Raw genomic sequence first — 24,748 nt, forward strand, 5'->3', positions numbered from 1 at the left:
TATCTATCTAATTAAATCAATTATTTTTCTTGGTAATACAATTTCAATCATCAGTTTGCCATTTTCCGAAGGTTTGGCCTGAATGCCGCAGCCACGAAGGTTGGTGGTCTCTCCTATCTCTCTTACGATTTGGCGAGCCACGAGATACTTCATGTCGGAAGTAAGCGGTGTGAAGAGATGCGGATGCTTCTTCTCGTCGTAATCCACTTCCTGCAGGATATATTGGCAGGTTACGTAGATAGGCTTTCTGTTGCCGCCCCTGTTATCTGCTGCCGGATGATGATATTCACCTTCTTCATTGATGAGAGAGGTGTAGTTCTTCACTCCTCCTACAAGCAGGGTCTTGAGATAGCCCAGCAAATCACGGTCACACTTCACGGTGCCCTCTACCTGCTCCATCGCCTGTGCGCTCAGCATGTTGTAGATGGATTTGTAATAATCCACCAGTTCGTGGAGCGAAGTGACGTCGTCGGGAGTGGTGTCGATGAGCTGGCGGATGCGCGACGGATAGTACATCGTTTCATGCTTTAGGGTAGAGAGACAGTTGTCGAGCACCGAATTGGCGATGTGCAGCTTGTCATTCTCATATTCAGCACGATGCAGGTCATCTTCAGCCATTTCGATGTTCATTGCTTCGTTCTTGCGCATATCGATGCTTTTTCTCAGAGCCTGCAGAATCTGATCCACCACTTTGTTGAGCTGTGGGAAGAGTTGCGAGTTGCGCATCTTTTCTGCATTCTGCGGAATCCAGAGCTGGTTGATGCGTTGCAGTTTACTTTCCTCATTTTCATCACTCAACAGCACCTTGTTGATGCCGTTGATTTTATCCACCGCATAACGGTAGCGCAGGATGTGACGATAGTAAAGCAAATAGTACGCCAACGGCAACTGGAGCAGGAGGATGATGAGCAGGACAATGGCCACCGCCTTAGAGTTTTCTGAGACCTGCATGGTGCGCACGTAGTCATCCAGCGAGTTGTCGGCACTCCGCTCACGGAAGAGCTGTGTATAGACCTTGTTGTTGCTTTCGTACAGTTCCCATTTGTGAAGGGCAAGTGCAGCCACGGCACATTCGTTGCGCATGTCGAGAATCACATCGTAGTTGGTAGGCAGACCATCGTGCAGCCATTGAATCTCTGCCGCCGTTCCCTTCTTGGGATGGCTTACCATCAGGTATTTGCCGTCCGGATAAACCGAGAGATAGAACCGATTGAGATAGGTTCTTGCCGAATCTGCCATTTCCAATGTACGCTGATACTTTCCATTGATATTGCAGAAGTAGGCACTGTCGGCATAGGCATCAGCCCGTTCCAGCAAATTGCCGGTTGCTGCACTCGCTTGGGAAATCATCAGGGCAAGCACCAGCACCATCTGCATTCTGCGAATACCGCAAGGCAAGCGGAAGGAGAACCTGCTGCCCTTTCCCTCCTCGCTTTCGGCATGGATTTGGCAGACGGAGAAGAGGGTGCTCATCTTCCTATATTTGTCGATGATGCCCTTGCAATTGAGTAATCCGAAGCCATGACCGCCCGTATAGGTGCGGTCGAAGACATGAGACAGAGTATTTTCATCCATTCCCTTGCCCGTATCGGCGATGGAAATCTCAACGTAACTATCCTTGGAAGCTGCCGGATGGCTATTCTCAGTAGCTCTCCCCTGGGGGTGATCCATCACCTGGGCGCTAACCACCACCTTTCCGCCGCTTGGTGTAAACTTGCGGGCATTATCGGCAATGGTGTTGATCATGAAGAGCGTCAGGGTGCGGTCGGCCTTCACCACAGCATCTGTCGGGTGCACCTCCAAATTTACGCCTCGCATCTGGAAACTCATCTTTCCTTTCGCCACAATGTCGAAGAGTGGCTGCAGCGGGAAGCTCTCGATGCGGAGACTGATGGAACCCTGGCGCATCTGAATCCAATCAGTGAGTACGCCGTTGTACTGGTTGATCTGGTCGGCCAACTCAGAAATATACTGGTATCTTTCCTGTCGGATTGCTTCCGGTTCACCGCCCTCTTCCAGTCTATCCACCTCGTGAATCATGCGGTCGATAAACGGCGTGATGCTGTTCACCAGCGAAACCTTTGCTCGCTGCTCCATGTTTCTCCTTCTATTCTCGGAGATATGAAACTGAACCATTTCGCGTGCTTCATTCACTTCTTCATATTTATCAGATAAAACACTGATGTGTTGCTTATTATCATTCTCCCATTCATGTAAAGGAACAAGTAAATCCTCCACCGAATTATTCCTGGCTTTGCGGCGCTTCATGCGGTCGAAGAGATAAAGCAGGAAGATGACCAAGATGATGACGAAGATGACGGCGGCAATCATGGAGTTAAGCTGCACGGCATTGTTATCCAGCTGGGCAGCACGTGCCTCCAACTGCTTATCCTGTCGAGCCTGTTCCTGCAAATCCAGATAGATATTGCGGTTGTAATCGCTCTGCGGTTTTTTGTCGATGGCAGAATACACCAGGCAGAGTCGTTCCCGGATGGAAGCCACCAGGTCGGGAGCCTGAAAGATTGCCTTGTTCTGCGTGAGAGCTTGAGTCAGGCAATTGCCTGCTGAATTATAGTCCCTGATTTGCCAATAGCATTCTGCCAGGGTGCGATAGGCACCGGCAGTCTGGTATACGTCACCATACTCCGAGAAGAGATTCAGTGCTCTCTGGGCGAAGTTGCCCGCCAGCAGCTCGGTAGGCATCTGTTCCACATTGAGGTATTGGAAAGCCGGGAGATTGTTCTTCACCAGAAAATCCCTGCGCTCGGCATTCTGGATGTGTTCGCTGATTGCCTGCAGGGCGTTTGCCTGCCAGTAAGGATACGGATTGCTGCCGCTCGCCATCATGTAGAGACGGATGAGATAGTCGAACTCAGCCTGGCTGATTTCATTGGCAGTACCTTGCGTGATGGCTCCTCCCGAACCGTAATTATAAAGATAGTTGAGATATTGAGCCGTATCCTGTTCCAGTTCATCGGGATCAAGGAGGGCAAGTGCTTGCTGCATCGGCCGTTCCTGCTGCACATAATAGAAATAGGTGGCAACCACGATGTCGAACTCGCTCTTGGCGTAGATGGCACGTCGGTGTTCACGAAGTGGCAGATGGCTTGCCTCCTCGCCTATTCTGCGAAGGCGGCGCATCGCCTTTTCTCGATGGCTATAGAAATCCTTGTTGCGGGCTTCACGCTGACAGATTCTCATGTTCTGAACGTCTGCAATAAGGAGTTCTATTTGGTTGTCGCTGCGACCTTCTACCTTTTCCAGCCATCTTTTGGCAGCCCTATAATCCATCTTGGCAATGGCTACGAACGCCAGGTTGTTGCAAGCCTCCGCATAGCCAGCAGGATAGTCTTCAGCGAGAGCCAACGCTCTCGTTGCCAGCACTTTAGTGGAATCAAGATTACGATAGTGAAACGCATAAGAAAGGCTATTCAACCTATCAACTTCGTCCTTATGCGACGGCGAACAGGCTGAAAAAACAAGCATCGCCACCATCAAGCAGATGATGGCGATGCCATGATTATGATGAAAAATTTTATGCAAAGGCATAAAGTTTTATTTTCATGAATCTAATTGAATCACAAAAGATGATTACAGGGCTTAGGCGCGAGCCTTAGCAATATAACCCAGAGCCTCCTGGCACTTAGCTGTAATAGCTGCCCAATCACCGGCAGCCACAGTCTCCTTAGGGAAGAGCTTAGAGCCCATACCTACGCAGAGAACACCAGCCTTGATCCATGGAGTAAGGTTCTCTTCGGTTGGCTCCACAGCACCTGTTACCATGATGTTGCTCCAGCGCAAAGGTGCCATTACGTTCTTAACGAATGAAGGACCACCTACGTTGCCTGCAGGGAACACCTTAGTTACATCGCAACCAGCAGCCTGTGCATTGTTGATTTCTGTAACAGAGCCACAACCTGGTGAATATGGAACCAGGCGGCGGTTGCAGACAGGAGCAATCTCTGGGTTGAAGTTAGGACCCACGATGAAGTTTGCACCCAACTGCAAATAGAGAGAAGCAGTGCCAGCGTCAACCACTGTACCAGCACCCAGAATCATCTCAGGGCAAGCCTTGTCGGCCCACTTAACCAACTCACCGAAGATTTCGTGAGCGAAATCACCACGATTAGTAAACTCGAATACGCGAACGCCACCCTCGTAGCAAGCCTTGATTACATTCTTGCAGATTTCAACGTCCTTATTGAAGAATACAGGAACCATACCAGTCTCTTTCATGGCTGCCATGACCTGCATTTTGCTAAACTTTGCCATCTTTATATTTTAATTAATAATTTATAGTTAATAGTTTATAGGGGCTACGCCATAAGCATGACGGCTATAAAACTATTAACTTTTAACTATAAACTCTAAACTATCATTTATCGCTGCACGCGACCATTAGCGTTACCACCTGCGAGGCTCTCTACCTCGTCAACAGATACCAGGTTGAAGTCGCCAGGAACAGTGTGCTTCAATGCAGAAGCAGCCACAGCGAACTCCAAAGCCTCACCCTGAGTAGCCTTAGTCAGGAGACCGTGGATCAAACCGCCTGAGAAAGAGTCACCACCACCTACGCGGTCGATGATAGGGTTGATATCGTAGTGCTTGCTCTGGTAGAATTCCTTACCATCATAGATAAGAGCCTTCCAGCCGTTGTGGGTAGCAGAAAGAGACTCACGGAGAGTAGAAACTACATACTTGAAGCCGAACTCCTTCATCATACCCTGGAAGATGCCGTAGTAACCCTCAGCATCAGTCTTGCCGCCTTCTACGTCAGCATCTGGCTTGAAGCCCAGGCAAAGCTGTGCATCCTCCTCGTTACCGATGCAAACATCAACATACTTCATTAATGGGCGCATTACAGAGATAGCCTTCTCTGAAGTCCAGAGCTTCTTGCGGAAGTTGAGGTCAACAGATACTGTTACGCCATGACGCTTAGCAGCCTCACAAGCCAACTTGGTCAATTCAGCAGCCTTGTCGCTGATAGCAGGAGTAATACCGCTCCAGTGGAACCACTGAGCACCCTCCATAATTTTGTCGAAGTCGAAATCTGAAGCATCAGCCTCTGCGATAGCGCTGTGAGCACGGTCGTAGATAACCTTTGATGGGCGCATAGAAGCACCAGTCTCAGCATAGTAAAGACCCACACGGTCACCACCACGGGCGATGAACTCAGTGTTTACGCCATAACGACGGAGAGCATTTACAGCAATCTGACCGATTTCGTGCTTTGGCAACTTAGATACGAAGTAAGCCTCATGACCATAGTTAGCCAGGCTTACAGCTACGTTAGCCTCACCACCGCCAGGGATGATGCGGAATGATTCACTCTGAATGAAGCGATCGTTAGCCTCTGGAGACAAACGAAGCATAATCTCACCTAATGTTACAATTTTAGCCATTTGATGTTTTAATTCTTTTATGTTTTTATTGTTTGTTATTGATTGACAAATTTTAAAGTAGTTGCCTTTTCTTGCCGATTTTGTGCCTTTGGCAGTCAGCCGGCAGACAAATAACAATACATTGTCGTTTATCGTTGGCAAAAATAGCTATAATTTCTCGAATAACGAAATAAAATCGCGTTTTTTTTCACTTTCGCCCCTATTTTTCTTGTTTTTCACCCTATTTTTGTATGTTTCTTTCTTTTTTTAGCATTTTTCGTGCAAAAAATGTGCTGTGCATTCGCACAATTCAAAAAAATGTTGTATATTTGTGCCCGAAAGTCGATGTGTGGTCGCACACAGCCGATTTGAGAGTTAGTAAAATGCAAAAAAGCACAGATTTCGCACAGGATGGGATGAGACGAAAAAGCGACAAGTTATTACCCGATGACTATTGAAGACTACTCCAAGTCTATTGGGGACTACTCCAAGTCTATTGGGGATTACTCTAAGTCTATCGGATATTCCCGATTCCCTATTATTATATAATGTTCGCGTGAGAAGTGCCCTTATGTACAAACTTAAAAACAATGGCCGAAAAAATCAGAATCAAGGATATTGCCGAGAGAGCCGGCGTATCTGTTGGAACAGTAGACAGAGTTCTACACGACCGCCCTAACGTGTCGAAACCCGCACGAGAGAAGGTGGAGAGAGCCCTCAAGGAAATGAATTACCAGCCAAACATGTATGCTAGTGCTTTGGCTTACAACAAGGAGTACACCTTCTATCTCCTCCTCCCGAAGCACGAGTCTGAGGCTTACTGGGAAGAGATTGAGGAAGGTGCAAGAAAATGTGAAGACCAGCGCCGTGATTTCCATATCAACCTGGAGATCAAGTTCTACGAGCGTTCGAACGAAGCCTCTTTCTGCGAGGTTGCCAACGAGATTCTGGAAGCCAGACCCGAGGGAGTGGTCGTGGTGCCTGCATCGCTTGCCGTGACACGCGAATTCACCGAGCAGTTGCATCATCTCAGCATTCCGTTCATCCTGCTCGACTCCTACATGCCCGACCTGCGTCCGCTTTCCTTCTTCGGACAGGATTCCTTCTGCTCGGGCTACTTTGCAGCCAAGATGCTCTGCATGATTGCCGGCGGCGAGAAAGAAGTGATGCTGATGCGCCAGACCAAGGACGGACAGGTGATGAGTAAGCAGCAGGACAACCGCGAGGTGGGATTCCGCCACTACATGCACGACCATTTCCCGCAGATGCAAATCCATACGCTCGACCTGCCGCTCAACGGCACCCGAAACGAGTTTGTCAAGATACTGGAGAAATACTTCGCCGAGCATTCCGACACCCACCACTGCATCACCATGACATCGAAGGCGCACATCGTGGGCGACTATCTGCTGAAGTCCAACCGCCGCGACATTCAGATTATGGGTTACGACATGGTAGAAAAGAATGCCAGGTGTCTTCGCGAGGGAAGCATCTCCTTCCTCATCGCCCAGCACGCCTTCATGCAGGGCTATTACTGCGTAGACACTCTCTTCCAGGCCATCGTACTGAAGAAGAAGGTTACTCCCGTAAACTACATGCCTATCGAGCTGCTGATGAAGGAGAACGTGGATTTCTATCGCAGAACGCAGATCTGATTTTCAGTAAGATGAGAAAAGTCTGCATGAAATAGCATCTGCATGAAATAGGACCTGCATTAAATAAAATCTGCATTAAAAATATAAGTAGAATAACATTCATAATAAACAAAAACAAGACTACAGAATGAAACTATCAAGCTTTATCAAGATTAACCCTGCTGATTCAGTAGTGGTTTGCTTGCGCCCTATGAAGCAGGGCGAAGCTATTGAGGTAGATGGCAAGACCATCACCCTTTTGCAGGATACTCCTGCCGGTCACAAGGTGCTCATCAACGATGCTGCCGAAGGACAGGACATCATCAAGTACGGCTACCCTATTGGTCACGCAAAGAAAGACCTGAAGCAGGGCGAGTGGGTTAACGAGAACAATCTCAAGACCAATCTTGCCGGTACTTTGGAGTACACCTACAATCCGGTGGAGGAAAAGCTGAACATCGCCGATGAGAGCAGAACCTTCAAGGGTTATGTGCGTAAGAACGGCGAAGTGGGAACACGCAACGAGGTTTGGGTAGTCCCTACCGTGGGTTGCGTAAACGGTGTTGCAGAGAAGCTCGTTGAGCTTCTGAAGCAGGAAACAGGCTGTGAGGGTATTGACGCCATCCACGCCTGGCACCATAACTTCGGTTGCTCTCAGCTCTCGGGCGACCACGAGAACACCCGCAAGGTGTTGCGCGACATCTGTCTCCATCCTAACGCTGGTGCCGTGCTCGTTCTCTCATTGGGATGCGAGAACAACCAGCCAGACGATTTCATGGCGATGCTGGGCGATTACGACAAGGACCGCATCAAGCTGCTCGTTACCCAGAAGGTGGAAGGCGATGAGATTGAAGAAGGAATGAAGATTCTCCGCAATCTCTATGCCAAGGCCAAGGAGGATGAGCGCGAGGAGGTTTCCGTAAGCAAGCTCCGCGTGGGATTGAAGTGCGGCGGATCTGACGGATTCAGCGGCATTACCGCCAACCCATTGGTGGGCGAATTCTCCGATTGGCTCGTGGCCCAGGGCGGCACAAGCATCCTCACCGAGGTGCCTGAGATGTTCGGTGCTGAGACGATTCTGATGAACCGTTGCGAGAACAAAGAGCTCTTCGATAAGACTGTTCACCTGATCAACGACTTCAAGGAGTACTTCCTGAGCCATGGCGAGCCTGTGGGTGAGAATCCTTCTCCGGGCAACAAGGCGGGTGGTATTTCTACCTTGGAGGATAAGGCACTCGGTTGCACCCAGAAGTGCGGTCGTGCTCCGGTGAGCGGCGTATTGCAGTATGGTGAGCGTCTGGAGACAAATGGTTTGAACCTCCTGTCAGCTCCGGGCAACGACCTCGTGGCAGCCACTGCCTTGGCTTCATCAGGTTGCCAGTTGGTTCTCTTCACCACCGGTCGTGGAACCCCATTCGGCACCTTCGTTCCAACCATGAAGATTTCAACCAACAGCAATCTGGCCAAGAACAAGCCAAACTGGATTGACTTCAACGCTGGTGCCCTGGTAGAAGGCACCGACATGAAGGAGTTGGTAAAGCAGTTTATTGATAAGATTATTGCCGTAGCCAGTGGCGAGGAGGCTCGCAACGAGCGCAACGGCTATCGTGAAATTTCCATTTTCAAGAATGGAGTTACATTGTAATTTTCCATCTTCAGAAATGGAGTAACATTGTAAAACATGGAGTGAGAAGTCGGGAACCGGGATTCTGATAGAGTCCTGTTTCCCTGCTTCTCTCTTCTCATTGAATCATTATGAGTAATCAGTCTCATTAGAATAATTATGAGTAACAAGAAAGGTTTGTTGGCATTATCGCCATTAATTTTGTTGATTGTCCTCATCGTGGCTTACACCCTCTATTCGGCGGATGCGAGTCATAAGGACACGAATCTGTCACTCACGGTGGCATTCATGATAGCCAGCATCTATGCGGTGGCCATCTCGGGCGGAATGCCCATCAAGAAGCGAGTAGATACCTACAGTCGCGGAGCCGGCGCCAACAACCTGATGCTCATGCTCTGGATTTACGTTTTGGCAGGCGCCTTCGCTGCTTCTGCCAAGGCGATGGGAGCGGTGGACGCTACGGTGAACCTGGCGTTGAGTGCCCTGCCTGCCAGCATGATTTTGCCGGGGCTCTTCCTGGCAGCCTGTTTCATCTCCGTATCCATCGGAACAAGCGTCGGCACAGTGGTGGCTCTTGTTCCGATAGCTGCGGGCCTGGCGCACTCCATGGGGGTGAACGTGGGCATGATGACGGCTATCATCGTGGGCGGCGCTTACTTCGGCGACAACCTCTCGTTCATTTCCGACACCACGGTGGTGGCTACGCAGACCCAGAACTGCAAGATGAGCGATAAGTTCAGGGTCAACTCCCTCATCGTGGTTCCTGCCGCCGTCCTCGTACTCGCCGTCTATGGCGTGATGGGCTTCGGCTTGCAGGCGCCTACCCATATTCCTGAGGTGGAATACATGAAGGTAATACCTTATATAATAGTACTCGTCACAGCCATTGCCGGCATGAACGTGATGGCAGTGCTCACCATGGGCACCATCCTCTGCGGAGTCATCGGCATCGGAAGTCATCTCTTGGGATCCACTTCCTCCTATGACCTCTTCGGCTGGTTCTCGGCGATGGGCAACGGAATCGTGGGCATGGGCGAACTGGTAATCATCGCCATGATGGCGGGCGGAATGCTCGAAATCATCCGCGAGAATGGCGGAATCAACTACATCATCGATAAGATTACCGCCCACGTCAACAGCAAGCGTGGCGCCGAACTCTCCATCGCCGCCCTGGTGTCGATGGTGAACATCTGCACCGCCAACAATACTGTGGCGATTCTCACGGTGGGCAACATTGCCAAGAAGATAGGCGACAAGTTTGGCGTGGACAACCGCAAGGCGGCAAGCATCCTCGACACCTTCTCCTGCACCGTGCAGGGCCTGATTCCTTACGGAGTTCAGATGCTTCTGGCGGCGGGACTTGCCAATCTCAGTCCGATGGACATTCTGCCCTATCTCTACTATCCGATGGCCATCGGCGTAGCGGCACTGCTCTCCATCCTGCTGAGATATCCTAAGAGATACAGTTAATAAAGCTCCAGCCTTAGGCAGATTTCTTTCTGCCTAAGGCTGGAGCCAGAAAGAAACAAGATAAATCAATTCATTTAAAACTTTAATACGATGGACTTCTTACAGAGGAACCTTTTTACCAAGTTGCGTTCCGCCCACTTCGGCATTGAAGAGGAGATGGAACCCATGACTACATTCAAGCAACAGAAGATTGCCCAGATGATGAAGAATCTCAACGATGTTCCTGCGGGCGAAGTACGCATGAACAATGGTTTCCTGAACCGACGACTCGCCAACATCCAGGAAAATGAGCGTCACGCCATCGATACTTCCATCGAGACCCTGCATCTGCTGCGCATCATCGTGTCAAACATCAATGGCATTCTTGCCTACGGCATCAACCTGAGCGGCATCATCGAGATGGGCAACTACCTGCGCACCAAGGGCGACAAGGTGGATTTCGTGAAGCTCGACAAGTGGCTCAGCAAGCTGCGCATCCAGCGCATGGCACAGTTGCAGGGCAGCGTACTCATCCTCTTCTTCGATTTCGAACAGGATGAAATTCCCTACGTGCGCCATGTGGAGCGGGGAGCCTACAAGCTCACCCTGCGATCGCTGTATTACAACGAGCAGGACAGGCAGGACATCCACTTCAACGAGACGCAGGCAGGATTCGTGCACGTTACTGGCGGTACCATGCGCAAGAACCTGCGCCGCAGCATGAGGTATCTGGAGTATGCTCCCATCGAAACTATCAGCAACTTCTGCAACAACTTCTTCAAGTCGCTCTCCGAGATTGAGGAGTAGAATCATTTTACGAAGATGATTCCTTTGATGAAGATTCTTAGAAGATGATTCCCTAGAAGAAGTTTACGATAATATAAAATATTAAAAAAATAAGCCCTTAACGCTACGAATATCGCATGATTTTCGTACCTTTGCACGTATGAAACGAATTTTTATAACAATTATATCGACAATACTCACACTTTGCAGTCACGCCCAGGTGCAATGCGAAGATACCTGTAGCCACGTTCATGGCATTGACATGAGCCATTATCAGGGAAAAGTGTTCTGGGAAACCATCGGCGACAACAGCAAGATGGCTTACGTCTATCTGAAGGCTACTGAAGGAGGAACCAATGTAGACAGCAGATACAAGCAGAATATCGACCTGGCGCATCGGTATGGAATGAAGGTAGGTTCCTACCACTTCTATCGTGCCCGTATTCCCCAGCAAACCCAGTTGGAGAACTTCAAGGCGCAATGCCGCCCGGGCGACCAGGATCTGCTCCCGATGATTGATGTGGAAACCAAGAGCGGAATGGAAACAGAAGAATTCTGCGACTCACTCTTCAAGTTCCTCCATCTCGTGGAGAAAGCCTACAGGCAGAAGCCCCTCATCTACACAGGAGCCAATTTCTACGATAATTACCTGTTGGGCAAACTGGACAGCTACAAGCTGATGATTGCTCAATACTCCAAGCGAGTGCCTGTACTCAGAGACGGCAGGGACTTCGAAATGTGGCAATACACGGGTAAGGGAAAGCTCAACGGCGTGAACGGATACGTGGATAAGAGCCGATTCATGGGTAGACACAGATTGCGAGAAATCAGATTCAGACACAGATAAAATATGTAAATCAATAAACATTAAATAAAACTATGGCAATTATAAAATGTCCGGAATGTGGACGTCAAATCAGTGACAAAGCCCCTACATGTCCTAACTGCGGTGTGGAAATCGCAGGAAAGATTATCAAATGCCCTCACTGTGGAGAGATTTATTTCAGCAGTCAGGAAATGTGCCCTAACTGCCATGAAATAGCTTCAGCCGGTTATAGAATTCCAACAACGGTTGCCTCTGGAACTACAGTTAGAACAGAGACTCCGGCTAGAACAGAGACTCCTATGGATTCAACGGAAACTTCGGCTCCTGCTGGTCCAGCAGCTTCTGTTAATCCTCCGACTCCCCCTACTCCTCCTACCCCTCCTGTTCCTCCGGTAAGACAGACTCCGATGGCAGCAGGAAACGGCGGAAACGGAAATAATGGAAACGGCTACGGAAATGGAAGAAACGGAAATAATCCTGAAAATGAAGCCCAGCAGAAAGCCAAGAAGAAGAGTGCCCGAAGCATTCTGATTATCTCGTTGGTCTTCTCTGTTCTGGTTTGCGGAATCCTGTATTATTTCTACGATAATGCCAACCGCAACAAGGAGGAGGAAGCCTACGAGTATGCAATGCAGAGCAGCGACCCGATGGTGCTGCAGAGTTATCTCGACACCTATAAAGACGCAGAAGAGGCGCATCGTGACTCCATCATGGCGCATCTGGAAATGCTCAAGAGCATTGACCAGGATTGGACCAACGCCCTGGTAAGCGGTTCGAAGCAGGCTTTGGAGGATTATCTGCAGAAGTATCCTAACAGTCCGCATAAGCAGGAGGCGTGGAACAAGATTGATTCCATCGACTGGAATGTGGCGAAGGCTGCCGACAACGTACAGGCTTATCAGGCCTACCTCGACGCCCACGCCGACGGAGCACATATTGAGGAGGCTGAGAATGCGATGAAGAAGGCAAAGAGCCGCGACTTGCAGCCAGAAGAGAAGCAGATGGTTAGCGGACTGTTCAGGCAGTTCTTCCAGAGCATCAACTCTCATAATGCCGACGGACTTTCTGCCACGTGCGAAGACATCCTCTCTTCTCTCTTGGGCAAGACTTCTGCCACCAAGGCCGATGTGGTTACCTTTATGGACAAGCTCTATAAGGATAATGTGGCTAACATGAACTGGCACATTAACAATGATTACCAGATTAAGAAGCGCGAGGTGGGAGAAGAAGATTACGAATATCAGGTGCAGTTCTCTGCCGTTCAGAATTTGGATCTCACGGATGGAAGCAAGAAGCAGAACAACTTCAAGATCAATGCCGTGGTTTCACCAGCCGGCAAGGTTTCTTCCTTCAACATGAATCAGGTTACAACAGAATAGTTTATAGTTTACAATTTATAGTTTATAGTTTATAGGTTGTAATGTACAATGAATATAAAAAAGGGTGTGGCTTTTTACAGTCACACCCTTTTTTTTTAATGAGCGCTCAAACATAAATTATTGCGCTTCCTTCATCTGTCTCAACAACTCCTTCTGCTTTTCGTTCAAGCCAGTAGGCAACTTCACGTTATAGGTAATCATCAGATCACCGAAGGTGCCGTCGCCCCTGTCGTAACCCTTGCCGCGCACACGAACCTTCGTGCCGTTCTGGGTCTCTGGCTTAATCTTCAGCTTAATCTTCGAACCATTGCTCAAGGTGATGATTCCCTCGCCACCCAGCAAGGCTGTGTACATGTCGATGTTCACGTTCATGTTCATCTCGCCTGTATTGGTTCGGGCACTCTGGCTACCGCAGCCGCTGTTGCAGCCGCCAGTTCCGAAATCAGCACCAGCACCATAGCCGGCGTTGGCTCCTCCGCCGAAACCTCCGAAGCCACCAAAGCCGCCGAAACCGGCGCCTTGCTGACCGCCACGGGCACGGCCTCCGCCGAAGAGATTTTCGAAGAAGCTGGAGAATCCGCCTCCGCCATTTCCGAAACTGCTGAAGTCGAAGCCCTCGAAAGGATTTCCTCCGGCTCCTCCAGCACCACCGGCTCCACCACCGAAGCCGCCACCACCAAAGCCACCGGCGTTCTTCCAGTTCTCGCCAAACTGATCGTATTTGGCGCGCTTATCAGGGTCGGAAATCACCTCGTATGCCTCGTTCAGCGCCTGGAACTTAGCCTTCGCCTTCGGGTCATTCGGGTGCAAATCCGGATGGAATTGTTTTGCACGTTTACGATATGCTGCCCTCACATCCTTCTGGGGGATGTTCTTGTCAACACCGAGAATCTTGTAATAATCTACAAATGCCATATTATAAAACCTCCTATTTTTATGTTTTTAATAAGAATCCAACAAAAAGTATGCCGTAATTGGCAACTTTTTTGTAATTTTGCACATGAATTTAAATAATAAATAAAAAATAGTATGAAACAACTGTTCGCAGCGCTCCTCATGGCGCTCACCTTTAATTCGCAGGCAATGGCACAACAGCGTACCGTAAAACTGAGAGTAGTTCAGACTAGTGATGTTCATGGAGCTTTCTTTCCATACGACTTCATCAACCGCAAGCCCAAGGCGGGAACCCTGGCGCGCGTATCCTCTTACGTCAACGATTTGCGCAAGACCTACAAGGACAACGTCATCCTCCTGGAGAACGGCGACATCCTGCAGGGCCAGCCTACCTGCTACTATTATAATTATGTGAACACCCAGGCACGCAATGTGGCTGCCGACGTAGTCAACTATATGAAGTATGACGCCCAGGCGTTCGGAAACCACGATGTGGAAACGGGTCATGCCGTGTATGATAAATGGATTAAGGAACTGAACTGTCCGGTGCTCGGCGCCAACATCATCAACACCAAGACGGGCGAACCTTACGTGAAGCCTTACATCATCCTGAACCGTGAGGGCGTGAAGATTGCCGTGCTCGGAATGCTGACACCAGCCATTCCCAACTGGCTGACAGAAAACCTCTGGAGCGGACTTAAGTTTGAAAACATGGTAACCTGTGCCCGGAAATGGATGAAGCACATCCAGGAGACGGAGAAGCCAGACGTGGTGATTGGCGTTTTCCACAGCGGTAAGGACGGTGGCATTGTCACCCCGGAATACGAGGAGGATGCCTCCCTGCGTGTAGCAAAGGAAGTGCCAGGTTTCGACATGGTGCTCTTCGGCCACGACCACACCCGCTGCAACGAGACCGTCACCAACGTGGAAGGCAAGCCAGTGGTCTGTCTCGACCCTGCCAACAACGCCCTCAACGTGGCTGACGCCGAGGTAACGCTCACCTTAAATAAAAAGAAGGTGAATGGCAAGAAGCAGTATGTGGTGACTGACAAGAAGGTGACGGGCTCCCTGCCCGATGTGACAAAATGTCCTATCGACGAAGACTTCATGAAGGCGTTCGAGCCTCAGATAGCCGAAATCAACCAGTTTGTGAGCAAGCAAATTGGTACATTCAAGAACACCATCCACAGCCGCGAGTCGTTCTTCGGCAGTTGCGCGTTCAATGATTTCATCCTCAATCTGCAGCTCGACATCACCAAGGCCGACATCGCCTTCAACGCCCCATTGCAGTTCAACGCCACCATCCAGGCGGGTCCTATCTGCGTAGGCGACATGTTCAACCTCTATAAATATGAGAACCAGCTCTACGTGATGCGCCTCACCGGCGAGGAAATCCGCAAGCATCTGGAGATGAGCTACGACCTCTGGGTGAACACGATGAAGAGTCCTGACGACCATCTCCTCCTGCTCGACACCCACACCAAGGGCGACCAGCAGCGCCTGGGATTCAAGAATCTCTCGTTCAATTTCGACAGTGCTGCCGGCATTGATTACGAGGTGGATGTTACGAAGCCAGATGGCGAGAAGGTGAAGATTCTGCGCATGAGCAACGGTCAACCTTTCGACGAGAAGAAGTGGTACAAGGTGGCAGTAAACAGCTATCGTGGCAATGGCGGCGGTGAGCTCCTTACCCATGGTGCCGGCATTCCGAAAGACAGTCTGGAGAGCCGCATCATCTACCGCAGCGAGCGCGACCAGCGTTACTATCTGATGGAAGCGATAGAGAAGATGGGAACCGTAGAGGCAAAGGCCAACAACAACTGGAAGTTCGTGCCGGAAGCATGGACCAAGCCTGCTGCCCAGCGCGACTACGACTTGCTTTTCGGAAAGAAAAAATAAGATATTATGAAGTATTGGTTTATATTTTGCAAGACAGATATCTTGCTTGAGAAGAAAGAAGACGGAACCTATACGATTCCATGTAGCGAGGAGAGTCCGATAGAGCTCAAGCCCTGGACTCACGTCCTCAACATCACCCCGATGAGCGACGGCACGGAAGTGAAAACCTTCACCATTCCAGAGCCGGTGACCGACCATCCGAAATACGAGATGTGCGGTCTGCGCCCCAGCTTCTACAAGCTCACCCCCGAGCTTTACCAGAAGGCAGGAAAGTGCCAGGAGCTGAACTATTGGGATATGAACACGAAGTTCTGCGGCGTTTGCGGTTCTCCGATGAAGATGGATACAGACATCAGCAAGAAGTGCACCGAATGCGGCAAGACGGTGTGGCCATCCCTAGCCACAGCCATCATCGTGCTCATCAAGAAGGGCGACCAGGTGCTCCTGGTTCATGCCCGCAATTTCAAGGGCAATTTCGATTCGCTCGTGGCTGGTTTCGTAGAAACCGGTGAGAGTCTGGAAGAAGCCGTTCATCGCGAAGTAATGGAGGAAACCGGCTTGACTATCAAGAACTTGAAGTATTTCAGTTCCCAGCCATGGCCTTATCCTAGCGGACTGATGGTAGGCTTCACTGCCGAGTACGTGGATGGCGAGATTCATCTTCAGAAAGAAGAACTCTCCCGTGGCAAATGGTTCAGCAAGGATGCTCTGCCGATTCTCCCCGAGAAACTTTCCATTGCCCGCAGATTGATTGATGCCTGGCTGGAGGATAAGATTTAACGAGGATGAAAAGCGTTGAATGAAAAGCGTTGAATGAAAAACGTTAAAAGAGAAACGTTGAAAGAAAAGCGTTGAAAGAGAAATGATAAAAGAGAAACTTTGGAATGCGAATTACATCAAGGTGATGACCACCAACTTCCTGCTCTACTTCGCCTTCTACCTCCTCACCCCACTCCTCCCGCTCTATCTGAGCGAGACTTTCGGGGCAACGAAGGATGTGATAGGCATTGTTCTGAGCGGATATACGGTGGCGGCACTCATCATCCGTCCGTTCAGCGGATATGTGGTGGATAGCTTTTCGCGCAAGAAGGTGCTGATGGTCTGTCTGTCAGCCTTCGCCATCTTCTTTGCGGGCTACATAGCCGCCGGCACCATCCTGATGTTCGCCATCTGCCGCACCCTGCATGGCGGTCCCTTTGGAGCCGTCACCGTGGCCAACAGCACCTGTGCCATCGACGTACTGCCAGCCAGCCGCCGCAACGAAGGCATCGGTCTCTATGGCTTGAGCAACAACTTCGCCATGGCGATAGCCCCATCCATCGGCATCTATCTCCACAACATCGTGGGCAGTTACATGGTGCTGTTCTGGATTGCCTTCGTGGTGGCAATAGCCTCCGTGGTGATTGCCGGAACCATCAAACTCCCGGAGAAAGAGATTGTCAAGAACAAGGAGAAACTTTCTCTGGATAGATTCTTCCTCACCCGTGCCTGGCTGCTCGCCATCAACATCTGCATGTTCGGCTTCTGCTGGGGCGTGCTGAGCAACTACCTCGCCATCTACAGCAAGGAAGAACTGGGCATTACGGGAGGCACGGGCACCTATTTCGCTATCCTCTCTATGGGACTCTTCATGAGCCGTCTGCAGGGCAGGAAGGCACTGAGCCAGGGCAAGCTGACGCAGAATGCAGCCGAGGGAATGCTGATTTCGCTGGTGGGATTCACCATCTTCGTTGCCGTGAAGCACCCGATAGCCTACTATCTTTCGGCAGCACTGATAGGATTGGGCAACGGCCATCTCTACCCTGCCTTCCTGAATATGTTTATAAATGTGGCGCGCCACGACCAGCGAGGCACGGCGAACAGCAGCATCCTTACGGGCTGGGACTTGGGGTTCGGAATCGGCTGTCTGCTGGGTGGAATTGTAGCCGAACATTTCGGCTACAGTGGAGCCTTCTGGATGGTAGCCATAGAGAATGCCGCCGCCGTGGTACTCTTCTTTGCCGCATCCAGGACATTTTTTGAAAAAAGAAGACGAAAGGAATAGAAGCCTTCCGTCAGCATAAAACCCGTCTTAAGGCAAAATATATTTTTCCTTAAGGCTAAAAATATTTATCCTTAAGGCTAGGAATATTTTCCCTTAAGGGTAAATATACCTCCCCATTTTGGCAGGTAAGGCAATGATTACTAACAAAGAAGAGCATTCGTGAGGAAATCTTTAAAAAATCCTCTCGAATGCTCTTCTTGTTTTCTTTCAAATCTCTTCCTGCAATTTAGAATGGGAGATCGTCAGCACTACCACCCTGTGCAGGAGCAGCTGGCTGAGAAGCAGGGAATGGAGCTGTAGCACCTGCTGCTGGCGCAGCTGCAGGAGCGGCACCCATTGGCGCAGCACCCATAGGAGGGAATGCGGCAGCACCTGGCTGCATACCGCCCATGGCACCGGCTACGGCGTTAGGGTCGATGCGCTGAACATTCCATGCACGAACGCTGTTGAACCAGCGGCCCTGATACTCGTGAGCATCGATATCGAATGAAACCAGAAGCTCCTCGCCACTCTGGATGTTAAACTGTGCAAGACGATCAGCTCCGAACACATCGAAGCAAAGCTTCTTAGGATACTGCTCATGAGTCTCGATAACGAACGACTGAGCCTTCCACTCACCTCTTGCAGAAACGCCGCTTCTTTCAGGCAAAACGGCAATCACCTTTCCTTGTAATTCCATATAATTAATTTATTAAATGTTGTCTGTTCTATCATTGCAAAAACGATGGGCACGTCTTCATCTTGCCCCCTCGGAAAAGCACAAAATAGAGTGATTCTTTTATCAAGTTTTTCTTTCTGACTGCGAAATTACTAAAAATAGTTCTAAAACCGAAACATTTCTTCGATTATTTTTGTCTATCCCCGATATTTTTTGTATTTTTGTACTCATAATTGCGAAAGGGCACCCAAACTGGGGCGTGCGCAAATTAAAATAAGGAAAATAAATAATAATAAAAATAACGACTCATGAGATTTACAGTATCAAGTTCAGCATTGAGCAGCAAGCTCAACATGCTTGTGAAGGTGATTGGCAGCAAAAACTCGTTGCCTATCCTCGAGAATTTCCTGTTCCAGATTGAAAACGGTGAACTGAACATCACCGCCAGCGACAGTGACAACATCATCAAGAGTACTATCGCCCTGACCGAGTGCGAAGGCGAAGGTGAATTCTGCGTGCCTACACGCGTAGTCATCGATGCCCTCAAGGAACTCCCAGAGCAGCCTCTCAGCTTCGAGGTCGATAACAGCTCCGACGCTTACGCCATGAAGATTGTATATCAGAATGGTCTTTATAACTTCACCGGTATCAATGCCGAGGACTACCCACGCTCTCAGCCTATGGGCGAGGGATGCACCGTCATCACCCTCCCTACCGAGATTCTGATTGACAACATCTCACGATCTCTCTTCGCTACAGCGGCAGACGAGTTGCGCCCAGTGATGAACGGTATCTATTTCGACCTGACTCCAGAGGCACTTGCCATTGTTTCAAGCGACGGCCACAAACTGGTAAGAAGCAAGAACTTCACCATCAAGAGTGAGACTCCTGCCAATTTCAACTTGCCAAAGAAGCCAGCCACCCTGCTCAAGAACATCCTGAGCAAGGAAGATGAGGCTACCATCAAGTTTGATGAGCGCAGCGCAGAAATCCAGTTCAGCGACGGCGTGCTGAGATGCAGACTCATCGACGGCCGCTACCCTAACTACAACTCTGTGATTCCAACCAACAACCCCGCAAAGATCACCGTAGACCGCAAGGCCCTGCAGAGCGCATTGCGCCGCGTGCTGCCTTTCGCCAGCGAGAGCAGCCAGCTCATCCGTTTCCACATTGAGAACGGCCGCTTCGAGGTTTCTTCCGAGGATATCGACTTCAGCACTTCTGCCAAGGAAGTTCTGGCTTGCGAATACTCAGGTTCAACCATCAACATCGGTTTCAAGGGAAGCAGCCTGATGGAAATCCTGGGTAATCTTACCAGCGAGCAGGTCATCTTCCAGCTTGCCGACCCAAGTCGCGCCGGAATCGTGATCCCGTCAGAGCAGCCAAAGAACGAAGACGTTCTGATGCTCATCATGCCTATGCTCCTTAACGACTAAGGAGCCATAGGCTCTTTTACGTTCTGCCAGGCAAAAGGCAGGAAAATAATCAAGAACCAAAAATAAAAGAAATGAAATTAAATTTAACGAAGCCCCTCATCGTCTTCGACCTGGAGACCACGGGACTTGACATGGTAAAGGATAGAATCATTCAGATTTCATATATTAAGGTGAACCCGGATGGAACAGAGATTCGTAAGAACCTGTTTGTAAACCCGGAAAAGCAGATTCCTGAAGAGGTGATTGCACTCACCGGAATCACCAACGAAGACGTGAAGGATGCGCCAACCTTCAAGCAGTTGGCTGCCACCCTGAGCCAGGAGTTCACCGGCTGTGACTTCGCCGGCTACAACTCCAACCACTTCGACGTTCCGATGCTCGCCGAGGAATTCCTGCGTGCCGGAATCGACTTCGATTTCTCCAAGTGCCGTCTCATCGACGCCCAGACCATCTTCATGAAGATGGAGCGCCGCAACCTTGCCGCAGCCTACAAGTTCTACTGCGGCAGAAAGATGGAGGAGGATTTCGAGGCCCACCGTGCCGATCAGGATACCGAGGCCACCTATCGCGTACTGATGGGCGAGCTCGACCGCTATGCTCCTGGTGTTCAGGAGGAAGCAGACCGCGTGCTCAACAACAACATGGACGAGCTTGCCGAATTCTCAAAGCACAATGACAATGTTGACTTTGCAGGCCGCATCGTATGGCAGGAGCTGAAGGATGCCCAGGGCAACGTGATTCTCAATGAGAAGGGCGAACCGCAGAAGCACGAAGTGTTCAACTTCGGCAAGTACAAAGGCTGGGATGTTGCAGAGGTTCTCACCAAGGACCCGGGCTACTTCACCTGGATTCTGGGCAGCGAGTTCACCAACAATACCAAGCAGGTACTCACCCGCATCCGTCTGCGCGAGTATAACAAGAGAATGGGAAAATAATTATGCTGAAAGGAAAGAAAATCGTATTGGGCATTACGGGCTCCATTGCAGCCTATAAATCATGCCTCATCATACGCGGACTGATTAAGCGAGGTGCCGAGGTGCAGGTGGTCATCACCCCTGCGGGCAAGGAGTTCATCACCCCTATCACCCTCTCGGCACTCACCCACAAGCCCGTGGTGAGCGAGTTCTTCTCGCAGCGCGACGGCACCTGGAATTCGCACGTTGACCTCGGTCTCTGGGCGGACGCCATGCTCATCGCTCCCTGCACCGCCTCTACCATGGGCAAGATGGCACACGGCATTGCCGACAACATGCTCATCACCACCTATCTCTCCATGAAGGCTCCCGTCTTCATCGCACCAGCCATGGATCTCGACATGTACAAGCATCCGTCTACCCAGGCAAACATGAAGACACTCATCAGCTACGGCAACCATATCATCGAGCCGGAAGTGGGATTCCTCGCCAGCGGACTCGAAGGCAAGGGACGCATGGAGGAACCGGATGTCATCGTGGATTATCTCGACAGATATTTCAAGATGGAAGCAGATTCTGAGAAAGAAGCTGAAGGCAATGCTGATGCTGAAGTGAAGGCTGAGGCTTCGCTCGATTTATCCGGCAAGAAAGTGATGATCACGGCGGGACCTACCTACGAGAAGATAGACCCCGTTCGCTTCATCGGCAACTATTCGTCGGGAAAGATGGGATTCGCACTCGCCGAAGAATGTCTGCGCCGTGGTGCTGACGTCACCCTCATCGCCGGTCCGGTAGCCCTCAGCTGCAGTCCCGCCATCCACCGCATCAACGTGGAGAGCTGCGAGGAAATGTACCAGGCTTCAACCCAGGCGTTCGGGCAAACCGATGCTGCCATCCTCTGTGCCGCCGTTGCCGACTTCAAGCCGAGCACCGTGGCCGACAAGAAAATCAAGCGCGAGAAGGATGACCTGGAACTCACCCTGGTGCCTACCCACGACATTGCAGCAGCTCTGGGAGGGATGAAACAAAAACATCAGCGAATCGTAGCTTTCGCCCTGGAAACCAACGACGAAGAGAACAATGCGCAGAAGAAGAGAGTGAAGAAAAACGCCGACTTCATCGTGCTCAACTCTACTCGCAACCCGGGCACTACCTTCCGCACCGACGACAACCAGATTACCATCATCTCGGAAAAAGGAAAGAAAGAATATGAAAAGAAACCGAAGACTGAAGTGGCTCGCGACATCATTGATGAGCTGGCTCGTCTGTTGTAATCCTGCACCCCTCGTGGCGCAGGAACTGCAGGCAAAGATTACCATCAACCATGCCCAAATCTCGGGCACGGAGAAAAGCGTGTTTGACAATCTGCAACAAACCCTGGAGCAGTTTGTCAACGACCGCCAATGGACTCATCTTCAGTTTCAGAAGAACGAGCGCATCGTGTGCAACTTCAACCTGCAGGTAACCAAGTATGATAAAGACCAGGGCATCTTTACCTGCAAGGCTACCATCCAGGCCAACCGCCCGGTGTATAATTCGGCCTACACCTCCACCTTATATAATAATGTGGATGAAAACTTCACGTTCAAGTTTGCCGAATTCGACCAGCTGGAGTTCAACGAGGAGCAGATAGACAACCAGCTTACTGCCCTCTTCGCCTACTATGCGTATCTTCTCATCGGTTTAGACCTCGACAGTTTTTCGCCCAAGGGTGGCGAGGACGTGCTGCAGCGTTGCATGAATCTCACCAACAATGCGCAGAACCTCGACTACCCGGGCTGGAAGGCTTTCGACAACGACCGCAACCGCTTCGCCATCATCAACGACTATCTTGACGGCTCGATGGAGCCCTTCCGCCAGTTGCAGTACGACTACTACCGCAAGGGACTCGACGAGATGGCGAACAATGCGGAACGAGGCAGAACCGAGATAACCACAGCCCTGGAAACAGGACTGAAGAAAGCCAAGGAGAATCGCCCGCTCAGCATGTTGCCACAAATCTGGACGGATTACAAGAAGGATGAACTTGCCAACATCTACAAGGGCAAGGGCACCCAGAAGGAGAAGGAAGCCGTGTTCGAAATCCTCACCTCCATCAATCCGTCGCAAAACAAATATTGGGACCAGATAAAGGAATAATATAACCAATTATGCTCAAGCAATTATATATCAAGAACTTCACACTCATCGACGAGCTGAACATTGCACTCTATCCGGGCTTCTCCGTCATCACCGGAGAAACGGGAGCCGGAAAGAGTATCATCCTCGGCGCCATCGGTCTGCTCCTGGGTAACAGAGCCGACACCAAGGCCATCAAGGCAGGCAGAGACCGCTGCGTGATAGAAGCCCATTTCGACCTTTCGAGATACGGAATGCAGGCGTTCTTCGATGACAACGACATCGACTACGATGGCAACGACACCATCATCAGAAGAGAGTTGACGGCGGCAGGCAAAAGCCGTGCCTTCATCAACGATACTCCTGTGCCCCTCACCCGGATGAGAGAGTTGGGCGAACAGCTCGTAGACATCCATTCGCAGCACCAGAACCTGCTGCTGCAGAAGGAAGACTTCCAGCTGAACGTGGTGGACATCATCGCCCAGGACAACAAGCAACTCGCTGCCTATCAGAAGGATTACAAGGCCTACCATCAAGCAAAGGTTCAACTGGAAAACCTGAAGGAAGAGATTCTCAAAAACCGCGAGAACGAAGAGTTCATGCGATTCCAGCTGAAGGAACTGGAAGACGCACAGCTGAAGGAAGGAGAACTTGAGCAGCTGGAACAGGAAGCAGAAACCCTGAGCCATAGCGAGGACATCAAGACCGCCCTCTACGAGGCAGACAACGCCCTGAACGGCGACGACAACAGCATACTCGACAAACTGAAAACCGCTACTGACCAACTGGAAAATATTCGTGAGGTGTATCCGAGCATGGCCGAGATTTCCGACCGCATGCAAAGCAGTTATATCGAACTGAAAGACATCGCCCAGGAAATCAGCCATAGCGTGGATAGTGTTGACTTCGACCCCAACCGTCTGGAAACCATCAACACCCGCCTCGACCAGCTCTACACCCTGCAGCAGAAATTCCGTGTAGATTCGGTGGCAGACCTCATTGCCACCCGTGACCATATTGCCAGTCAGCTCTCCAGCATCGATGGTGGCGACGAGCAGGTGGAAGCCCTGGAGAAGCAGGTAGCCATCCTGCTCGAAAAAGCCCGGAAGCAAGCAGCCCTGCTCACCGCCGTGCGCCAGAAATCGGCAAAGACGATAGAGGCTGAGATGAAGCAGCGCCTGGTTCCGCTGGGCATTCCGAACGTAAGATTCGAGATTGCCTTCGCCGACAAGGGATTGAGCAGCAACGGAACCGACAAGGTTAGTTTCCTCTTCAGTGCCAACAAGAGCACGCCGCTGCAGCCTGTCACCCAGGTAGCATCGGGTGGAGAAATCGCCCGCGTCATGCTCTCGCTCAAGGCAATGATCAGCGGTGCCGTGAAGTTGCCAACCATCATCTTCGACGAAATCGATACGGGCGTGAGCGGCAAGATAGCCGAAAAGATGGCAGACATCATGGCAGAGATGGGGCACCTGGAACGACAGGTCATCTCCATCACCCACCTGCCGCAGATAGCAGCCAAGGGAAGCCATCACTACAAGGTGCTGAAGGAGGAAACCGAACAGGGCACCATCTCGCAGATGAAGGAACTCAACAGCGAGCAGCGCGTGGAGGAAATTGCCCAGATGCTCAGCGGCAGCGACATTACGCAGGCGGCACTCGCCAATGCTAGGGAACTGCTGAGGTCCAACCGCCCATAAAAACGA

Annotated in this window: 19 protein-coding genes; 14 read left to right on the forward strand and 5 right to left on the reverse strand. The window is 50.6% G+C overall.

Annotation, left to right across the window (positions count from 1 at the left end; all coding sequences use genetic code 11):
* Positions 1 to 3: 3 nt before the first annotated feature.
* The 3 genes from KUA49_RS09925 to KUA49_RS09935 all read right to left on the reverse strand — a co-directional run bounded on the left by KUA49_RS09925 (position 4) and on the right by KUA49_RS09935 (position 5,402).
* Positions 4 to 3,549, reverse strand: a complete 3,546-nt coding sequence (locus KUA49_RS09925; protein ID WP_218411448.1) for a DUF5112 domain-containing protein — start codon at positions 3,547 to 3,549, stop codon at positions 4 to 6.
* Positions 3,550 to 3,600: 51 nt separating this feature from the next.
* Entirely contained in the window at positions 3,601 to 4,272 is a 672-nt protein-coding gene (locus KUA49_RS09930) for a bifunctional 4-hydroxy-2-oxoglutarate aldolase/2-dehydro-3-deoxy-phosphogluconate aldolase (RefSeq protein WP_022121226.1), read from the reverse strand.
* Positions 4,273 to 4,379: 107 nt separating this feature from the next.
* Positions 4,380 to 5,402 carry a sugar kinase gene (locus tag KUA49_RS09935; protein ID WP_203038426.1) on the reverse strand — a complete coding sequence of 341 codons (1,023 nt, stop codon included), beginning with the start codon at positions 5,400 to 5,402 and terminating at the stop codon, positions 4,380 to 4,382.
* Between the two features lie 569 nt (positions 5,403 to 5,971).
* Between KUA49_RS09935 and KUA49_RS09940 the strand changes: the two genes are divergently transcribed.
* The 6 genes from KUA49_RS09940 to KUA49_RS09965 all read left to right on the forward strand — a co-directional run bounded on the left by KUA49_RS09940 (position 5,972) and on the right by KUA49_RS09965 (position 13,079).
* Positions 5,972 to 7,036: a substrate-binding domain-containing protein gene (locus KUA49_RS09940; RefSeq protein ID WP_218411447.1), complete on the forward strand. Its 1,065-nt coding sequence runs from the start codon at positions 5,972 to 5,974 to the stop codon at positions 7,034 to 7,036.
* Positions 7,037 to 7,163: 127 nt separating this feature from the next.
* Positions 7,164 to 8,660 carry a UxaA family hydrolase gene (locus tag KUA49_RS09945; protein ID WP_218411446.1) on the forward strand — a complete coding sequence of 499 codons (1,497 nt, stop codon included), beginning with the start codon at positions 7,164 to 7,166 and terminating at the stop codon, positions 8,658 to 8,660.
* A gap of 138 nt (positions 8,661 to 8,798) precedes the next feature.
* On the forward strand, positions 8,799 to 10,109 hold the full coding sequence (locus tag KUA49_RS09950) for a Na+/H+ antiporter NhaC family protein (RefSeq protein ID WP_217763255.1): 1,311 nt from the start codon (positions 8,799 to 8,801) through the stop codon (positions 10,107 to 10,109).
* 90 nt (positions 10,110 to 10,199) lie between these two features.
* A complete protein-coding gene (locus KUA49_RS09955) occupies positions 10,200 to 10,895 on the forward strand; it encodes a hypothetical protein (protein WP_218411445.1) in 696 nt (231 codons plus the stop codon).
* Between the two features lie 139 nt (positions 10,896 to 11,034).
* Positions 11,035 to 11,721 (forward strand): glycoside hydrolase family 25 protein, encoded by a 687-nt coding sequence (locus tag KUA49_RS09960; protein WP_218411444.1) that lies wholly within the window; start codon positions 11,035 to 11,037, stop codon positions 11,719 to 11,721.
* Positions 11,722 to 11,753: 32 nt separating this feature from the next.
* The gene (locus KUA49_RS09965; RefSeq protein WP_218411443.1) at positions 11,754 to 13,079 is read left to right on the forward strand and encodes a double zinc ribbon domain-containing protein; all 1,326 of its coding nucleotides are present in this window, start codon (positions 11,754 to 11,756) and stop codon (positions 13,077 to 13,079) included.
* A 117-nt stretch (positions 13,080 to 13,196) separates the two neighbouring features.
* On the opposite strand, the gene KUA49_RS09970 is transcribed toward KUA49_RS09965, so the two are convergent.
* Complete coding sequence (locus tag KUA49_RS09970) at positions 13,197 to 13,994, reverse strand: DnaJ domain-containing protein (RefSeq protein WP_218411442.1); 798 nt, start codon at positions 13,992 to 13,994, stop codon at positions 13,197 to 13,199.
* A gap of 114 nt (positions 13,995 to 14,108) precedes the next feature.
* On the opposite strand from KUA49_RS09970, the gene KUA49_RS09975 reads away from it, so the two are divergent.
* The 3 genes from KUA49_RS09975 (at position 14,109) to KUA49_RS09985 (ending at position 17,916) form a co-directional block, all read left to right on the forward strand.
* Positions 14,109 to 15,872 carry a bifunctional metallophosphatase/5'-nucleotidase gene (locus KUA49_RS09975; RefSeq protein ID WP_218411441.1) on the forward strand — a complete coding sequence of 588 codons (1,764 nt, stop codon included), beginning with the start codon at positions 14,109 to 14,111 and terminating at the stop codon, positions 15,870 to 15,872.
* 3 nt (positions 15,873 to 15,875) lie between these two features.
* A complete protein-coding gene (nudC, locus tag KUA49_RS09980; RefSeq protein WP_218411513.1) occupies positions 15,876 to 16,652 on the forward strand; it encodes an NAD(+) diphosphatase in 777 nt (258 codons plus the stop codon).
* An 82-nt stretch (positions 16,653 to 16,734) separates the two neighbouring features.
* Positions 16,735 to 17,916, forward strand: a complete 1,182-nt coding sequence (locus tag KUA49_RS09985; RefSeq protein WP_218411440.1) for an MFS transporter — start codon at positions 16,735 to 16,737, stop codon at positions 17,914 to 17,916.
* A gap of 226 nt (positions 17,917 to 18,142) precedes the next feature.
* Here the strand turns inward: KUA49_RS09985 and KUA49_RS09990 are convergent, their stop codons facing one another.
* Positions 18,143 to 18,595, reverse strand: a complete 453-nt coding sequence (locus KUA49_RS09990; RefSeq protein ID WP_203038436.1) for a DUF3127 domain-containing protein — start codon at positions 18,593 to 18,595, stop codon at positions 18,143 to 18,145.
* Between the two features lie 287 nt (positions 18,596 to 18,882).
* Between KUA49_RS09990 and dnaN the strand changes: the two genes are divergently transcribed.
* The 5 genes from dnaN (at position 18,883) to recN (ending at position 24,742) form a co-directional block, all read left to right on the forward strand.
* Entirely contained in the window at positions 18,883 to 20,010 is a 1,128-nt protein-coding gene (gene dnaN, locus KUA49_RS09995; protein ID WP_218411439.1) for a DNA polymerase III subunit beta, read from the forward strand.
* Between the two features lie 71 nt (positions 20,011 to 20,081).
* Positions 20,082 to 20,945: a 3'-5' exonuclease gene (locus KUA49_RS10000; RefSeq protein WP_218411438.1), complete on the forward strand. Its 864-nt coding sequence runs from the start codon at positions 20,082 to 20,084 to the stop codon at positions 20,943 to 20,945.
* A 2-nt stretch (positions 20,946 to 20,947) separates the two neighbouring features.
* A complete protein-coding gene (gene coaBC / locus KUA49_RS10005) occupies positions 20,948 to 22,198 on the forward strand; it encodes a bifunctional phosphopantothenoylcysteine decarboxylase/phosphopantothenate--cysteine ligase CoaBC (RefSeq protein WP_218411437.1) in 1,251 nt (416 codons plus the stop codon).
* Positions 22,176 to 23,063, forward strand: coding sequence for a DUF4835 family protein (locus KUA49_RS10010; protein WP_256624733.1), 888 nt, complete (start codon positions 22,176 to 22,178; stop codon positions 23,061 to 23,063). The genes coaBC and KUA49_RS10010 overlap by 23 nt, the downstream gene beginning before the upstream one ends.
* An 11-nt stretch (positions 23,064 to 23,074) precedes the next feature.
* Positions 23,075 to 24,742 carry a DNA repair protein RecN gene (recN, locus tag KUA49_RS10015; protein WP_218411435.1) on the forward strand — a complete coding sequence of 556 codons (1,668 nt, stop codon included), beginning with the start codon at positions 23,075 to 23,077 and terminating at the stop codon, positions 24,740 to 24,742.
* The last annotated feature ends 6 nt before the right edge of the window (positions 24,743 to 24,748 follow it).

Origin of the sequence: Segatella copri, assembly GCF_019249655.2 — a bacterium.
Lineage (GTDB): Bacteria > Bacteroidota > Bacteroidia > Bacteroidales > Bacteroidaceae > Prevotella.

Bases quoted from the DNA above. Each gene is read 5' to 3' on its own strand.
- KUA49_RS10010 (WP_256624733.1), top strand. From the start codon at position 22,176: ATGAGCTGGCTCGTCTGTTGTAATCCTGCACCCCTCGTGGCGCAGGAA.
- recN (WP_218411435.1), top strand. From the start codon at position 23,075: ATGCTCAAGCAATTATATATCAAGAACTTCACACTCATCGACGAGCTG.
- KUA49_RS10000 (WP_218411438.1), top strand. From the start codon at position 20,082: ATGAAATTAAATTTAACGAAGCCCCTCATCGTCTTCGACCTGGAGACC.
- KUA49_RS09970 (WP_218411442.1), bottom strand. From the start codon at position 13,994: ATGGCATTTGTAGATTATTACAAGATTCTCGGTGTTGACAAGAACATC.
- KUA49_RS09950 (WP_217763255.1), top strand. From the start codon at position 8,799: ATGAGTAACAAGAAAGGTTTGTTGGCATTATCGCCATTAATTTTGTTG.
- coaBC (WP_218411437.1), top strand. From the start codon at position 20,948: ATGCTGAAAGGAAAGAAAATCGTATTGGGCATTACGGGCTCCATTGCA.
- KUA49_RS09955 (WP_218411445.1), top strand. From the start codon at position 10,200: ATGGACTTCTTACAGAGGAACCTTTTTACCAAGTTGCGTTCCGCCCAC.
- KUA49_RS09960 (WP_218411444.1), top strand. From the start codon at position 11,035: ATGAAACGAATTTTTATAACAATTATATCGACAATACTCACACTTTGC.
- dnaN (WP_218411439.1), top strand. From the start codon at position 18,883: ATGAGATTTACAGTATCAAGTTCAGCATTGAGCAGCAAGCTCAACATG.
- KUA49_RS09990 (WP_203038436.1), bottom strand. From the start codon at position 18,595: ATGGAATTACAAGGAAAGGTGATTGCCGTTTTGCCTGAAAGAAGCGGC.
- KUA49_RS09940 (WP_218411447.1), top strand. From the start codon at position 5,972: ATGGCCGAAAAAATCAGAATCAAGGATATTGCCGAGAGAGCCGGCGTA.
- KUA49_RS09925 (WP_218411448.1), bottom strand. From the start codon at position 3,549: ATGCCTTTGCATAAAATTTTTCATCATAATCATGGCATCGCCATCATC.
- KUA49_RS09945 (WP_218411446.1), top strand. From the start codon at position 7,164: ATGAAACTATCAAGCTTTATCAAGATTAACCCTGCTGATTCAGTAGTG.
- KUA49_RS09930 (WP_022121226.1), bottom strand. From the start codon at position 4,272: ATGGCAAAGTTTAGCAAAATGCAGGTCATGGCAGCCATGAAAGAGACT.
- KUA49_RS09935 (WP_203038426.1), bottom strand. From the start codon at position 5,402: ATGGCTAAAATTGTAACATTAGGTGAGATTATGCTTCGTTTGTCTCCA.
- KUA49_RS09975 (WP_218411441.1), top strand. From the start codon at position 14,109: ATGAAACAACTGTTCGCAGCGCTCCTCATGGCGCTCACCTTTAATTCG.
- KUA49_RS09985 (WP_218411440.1), top strand. From the start codon at position 16,735: ATGATAAAAGAGAAACTTTGGAATGCGAATTACATCAAGGTGATGACC.
- KUA49_RS09965 (WP_218411443.1), top strand. From the start codon at position 11,754: ATGGCAATTATAAAATGTCCGGAATGTGGACGTCAAATCAGTGACAAA.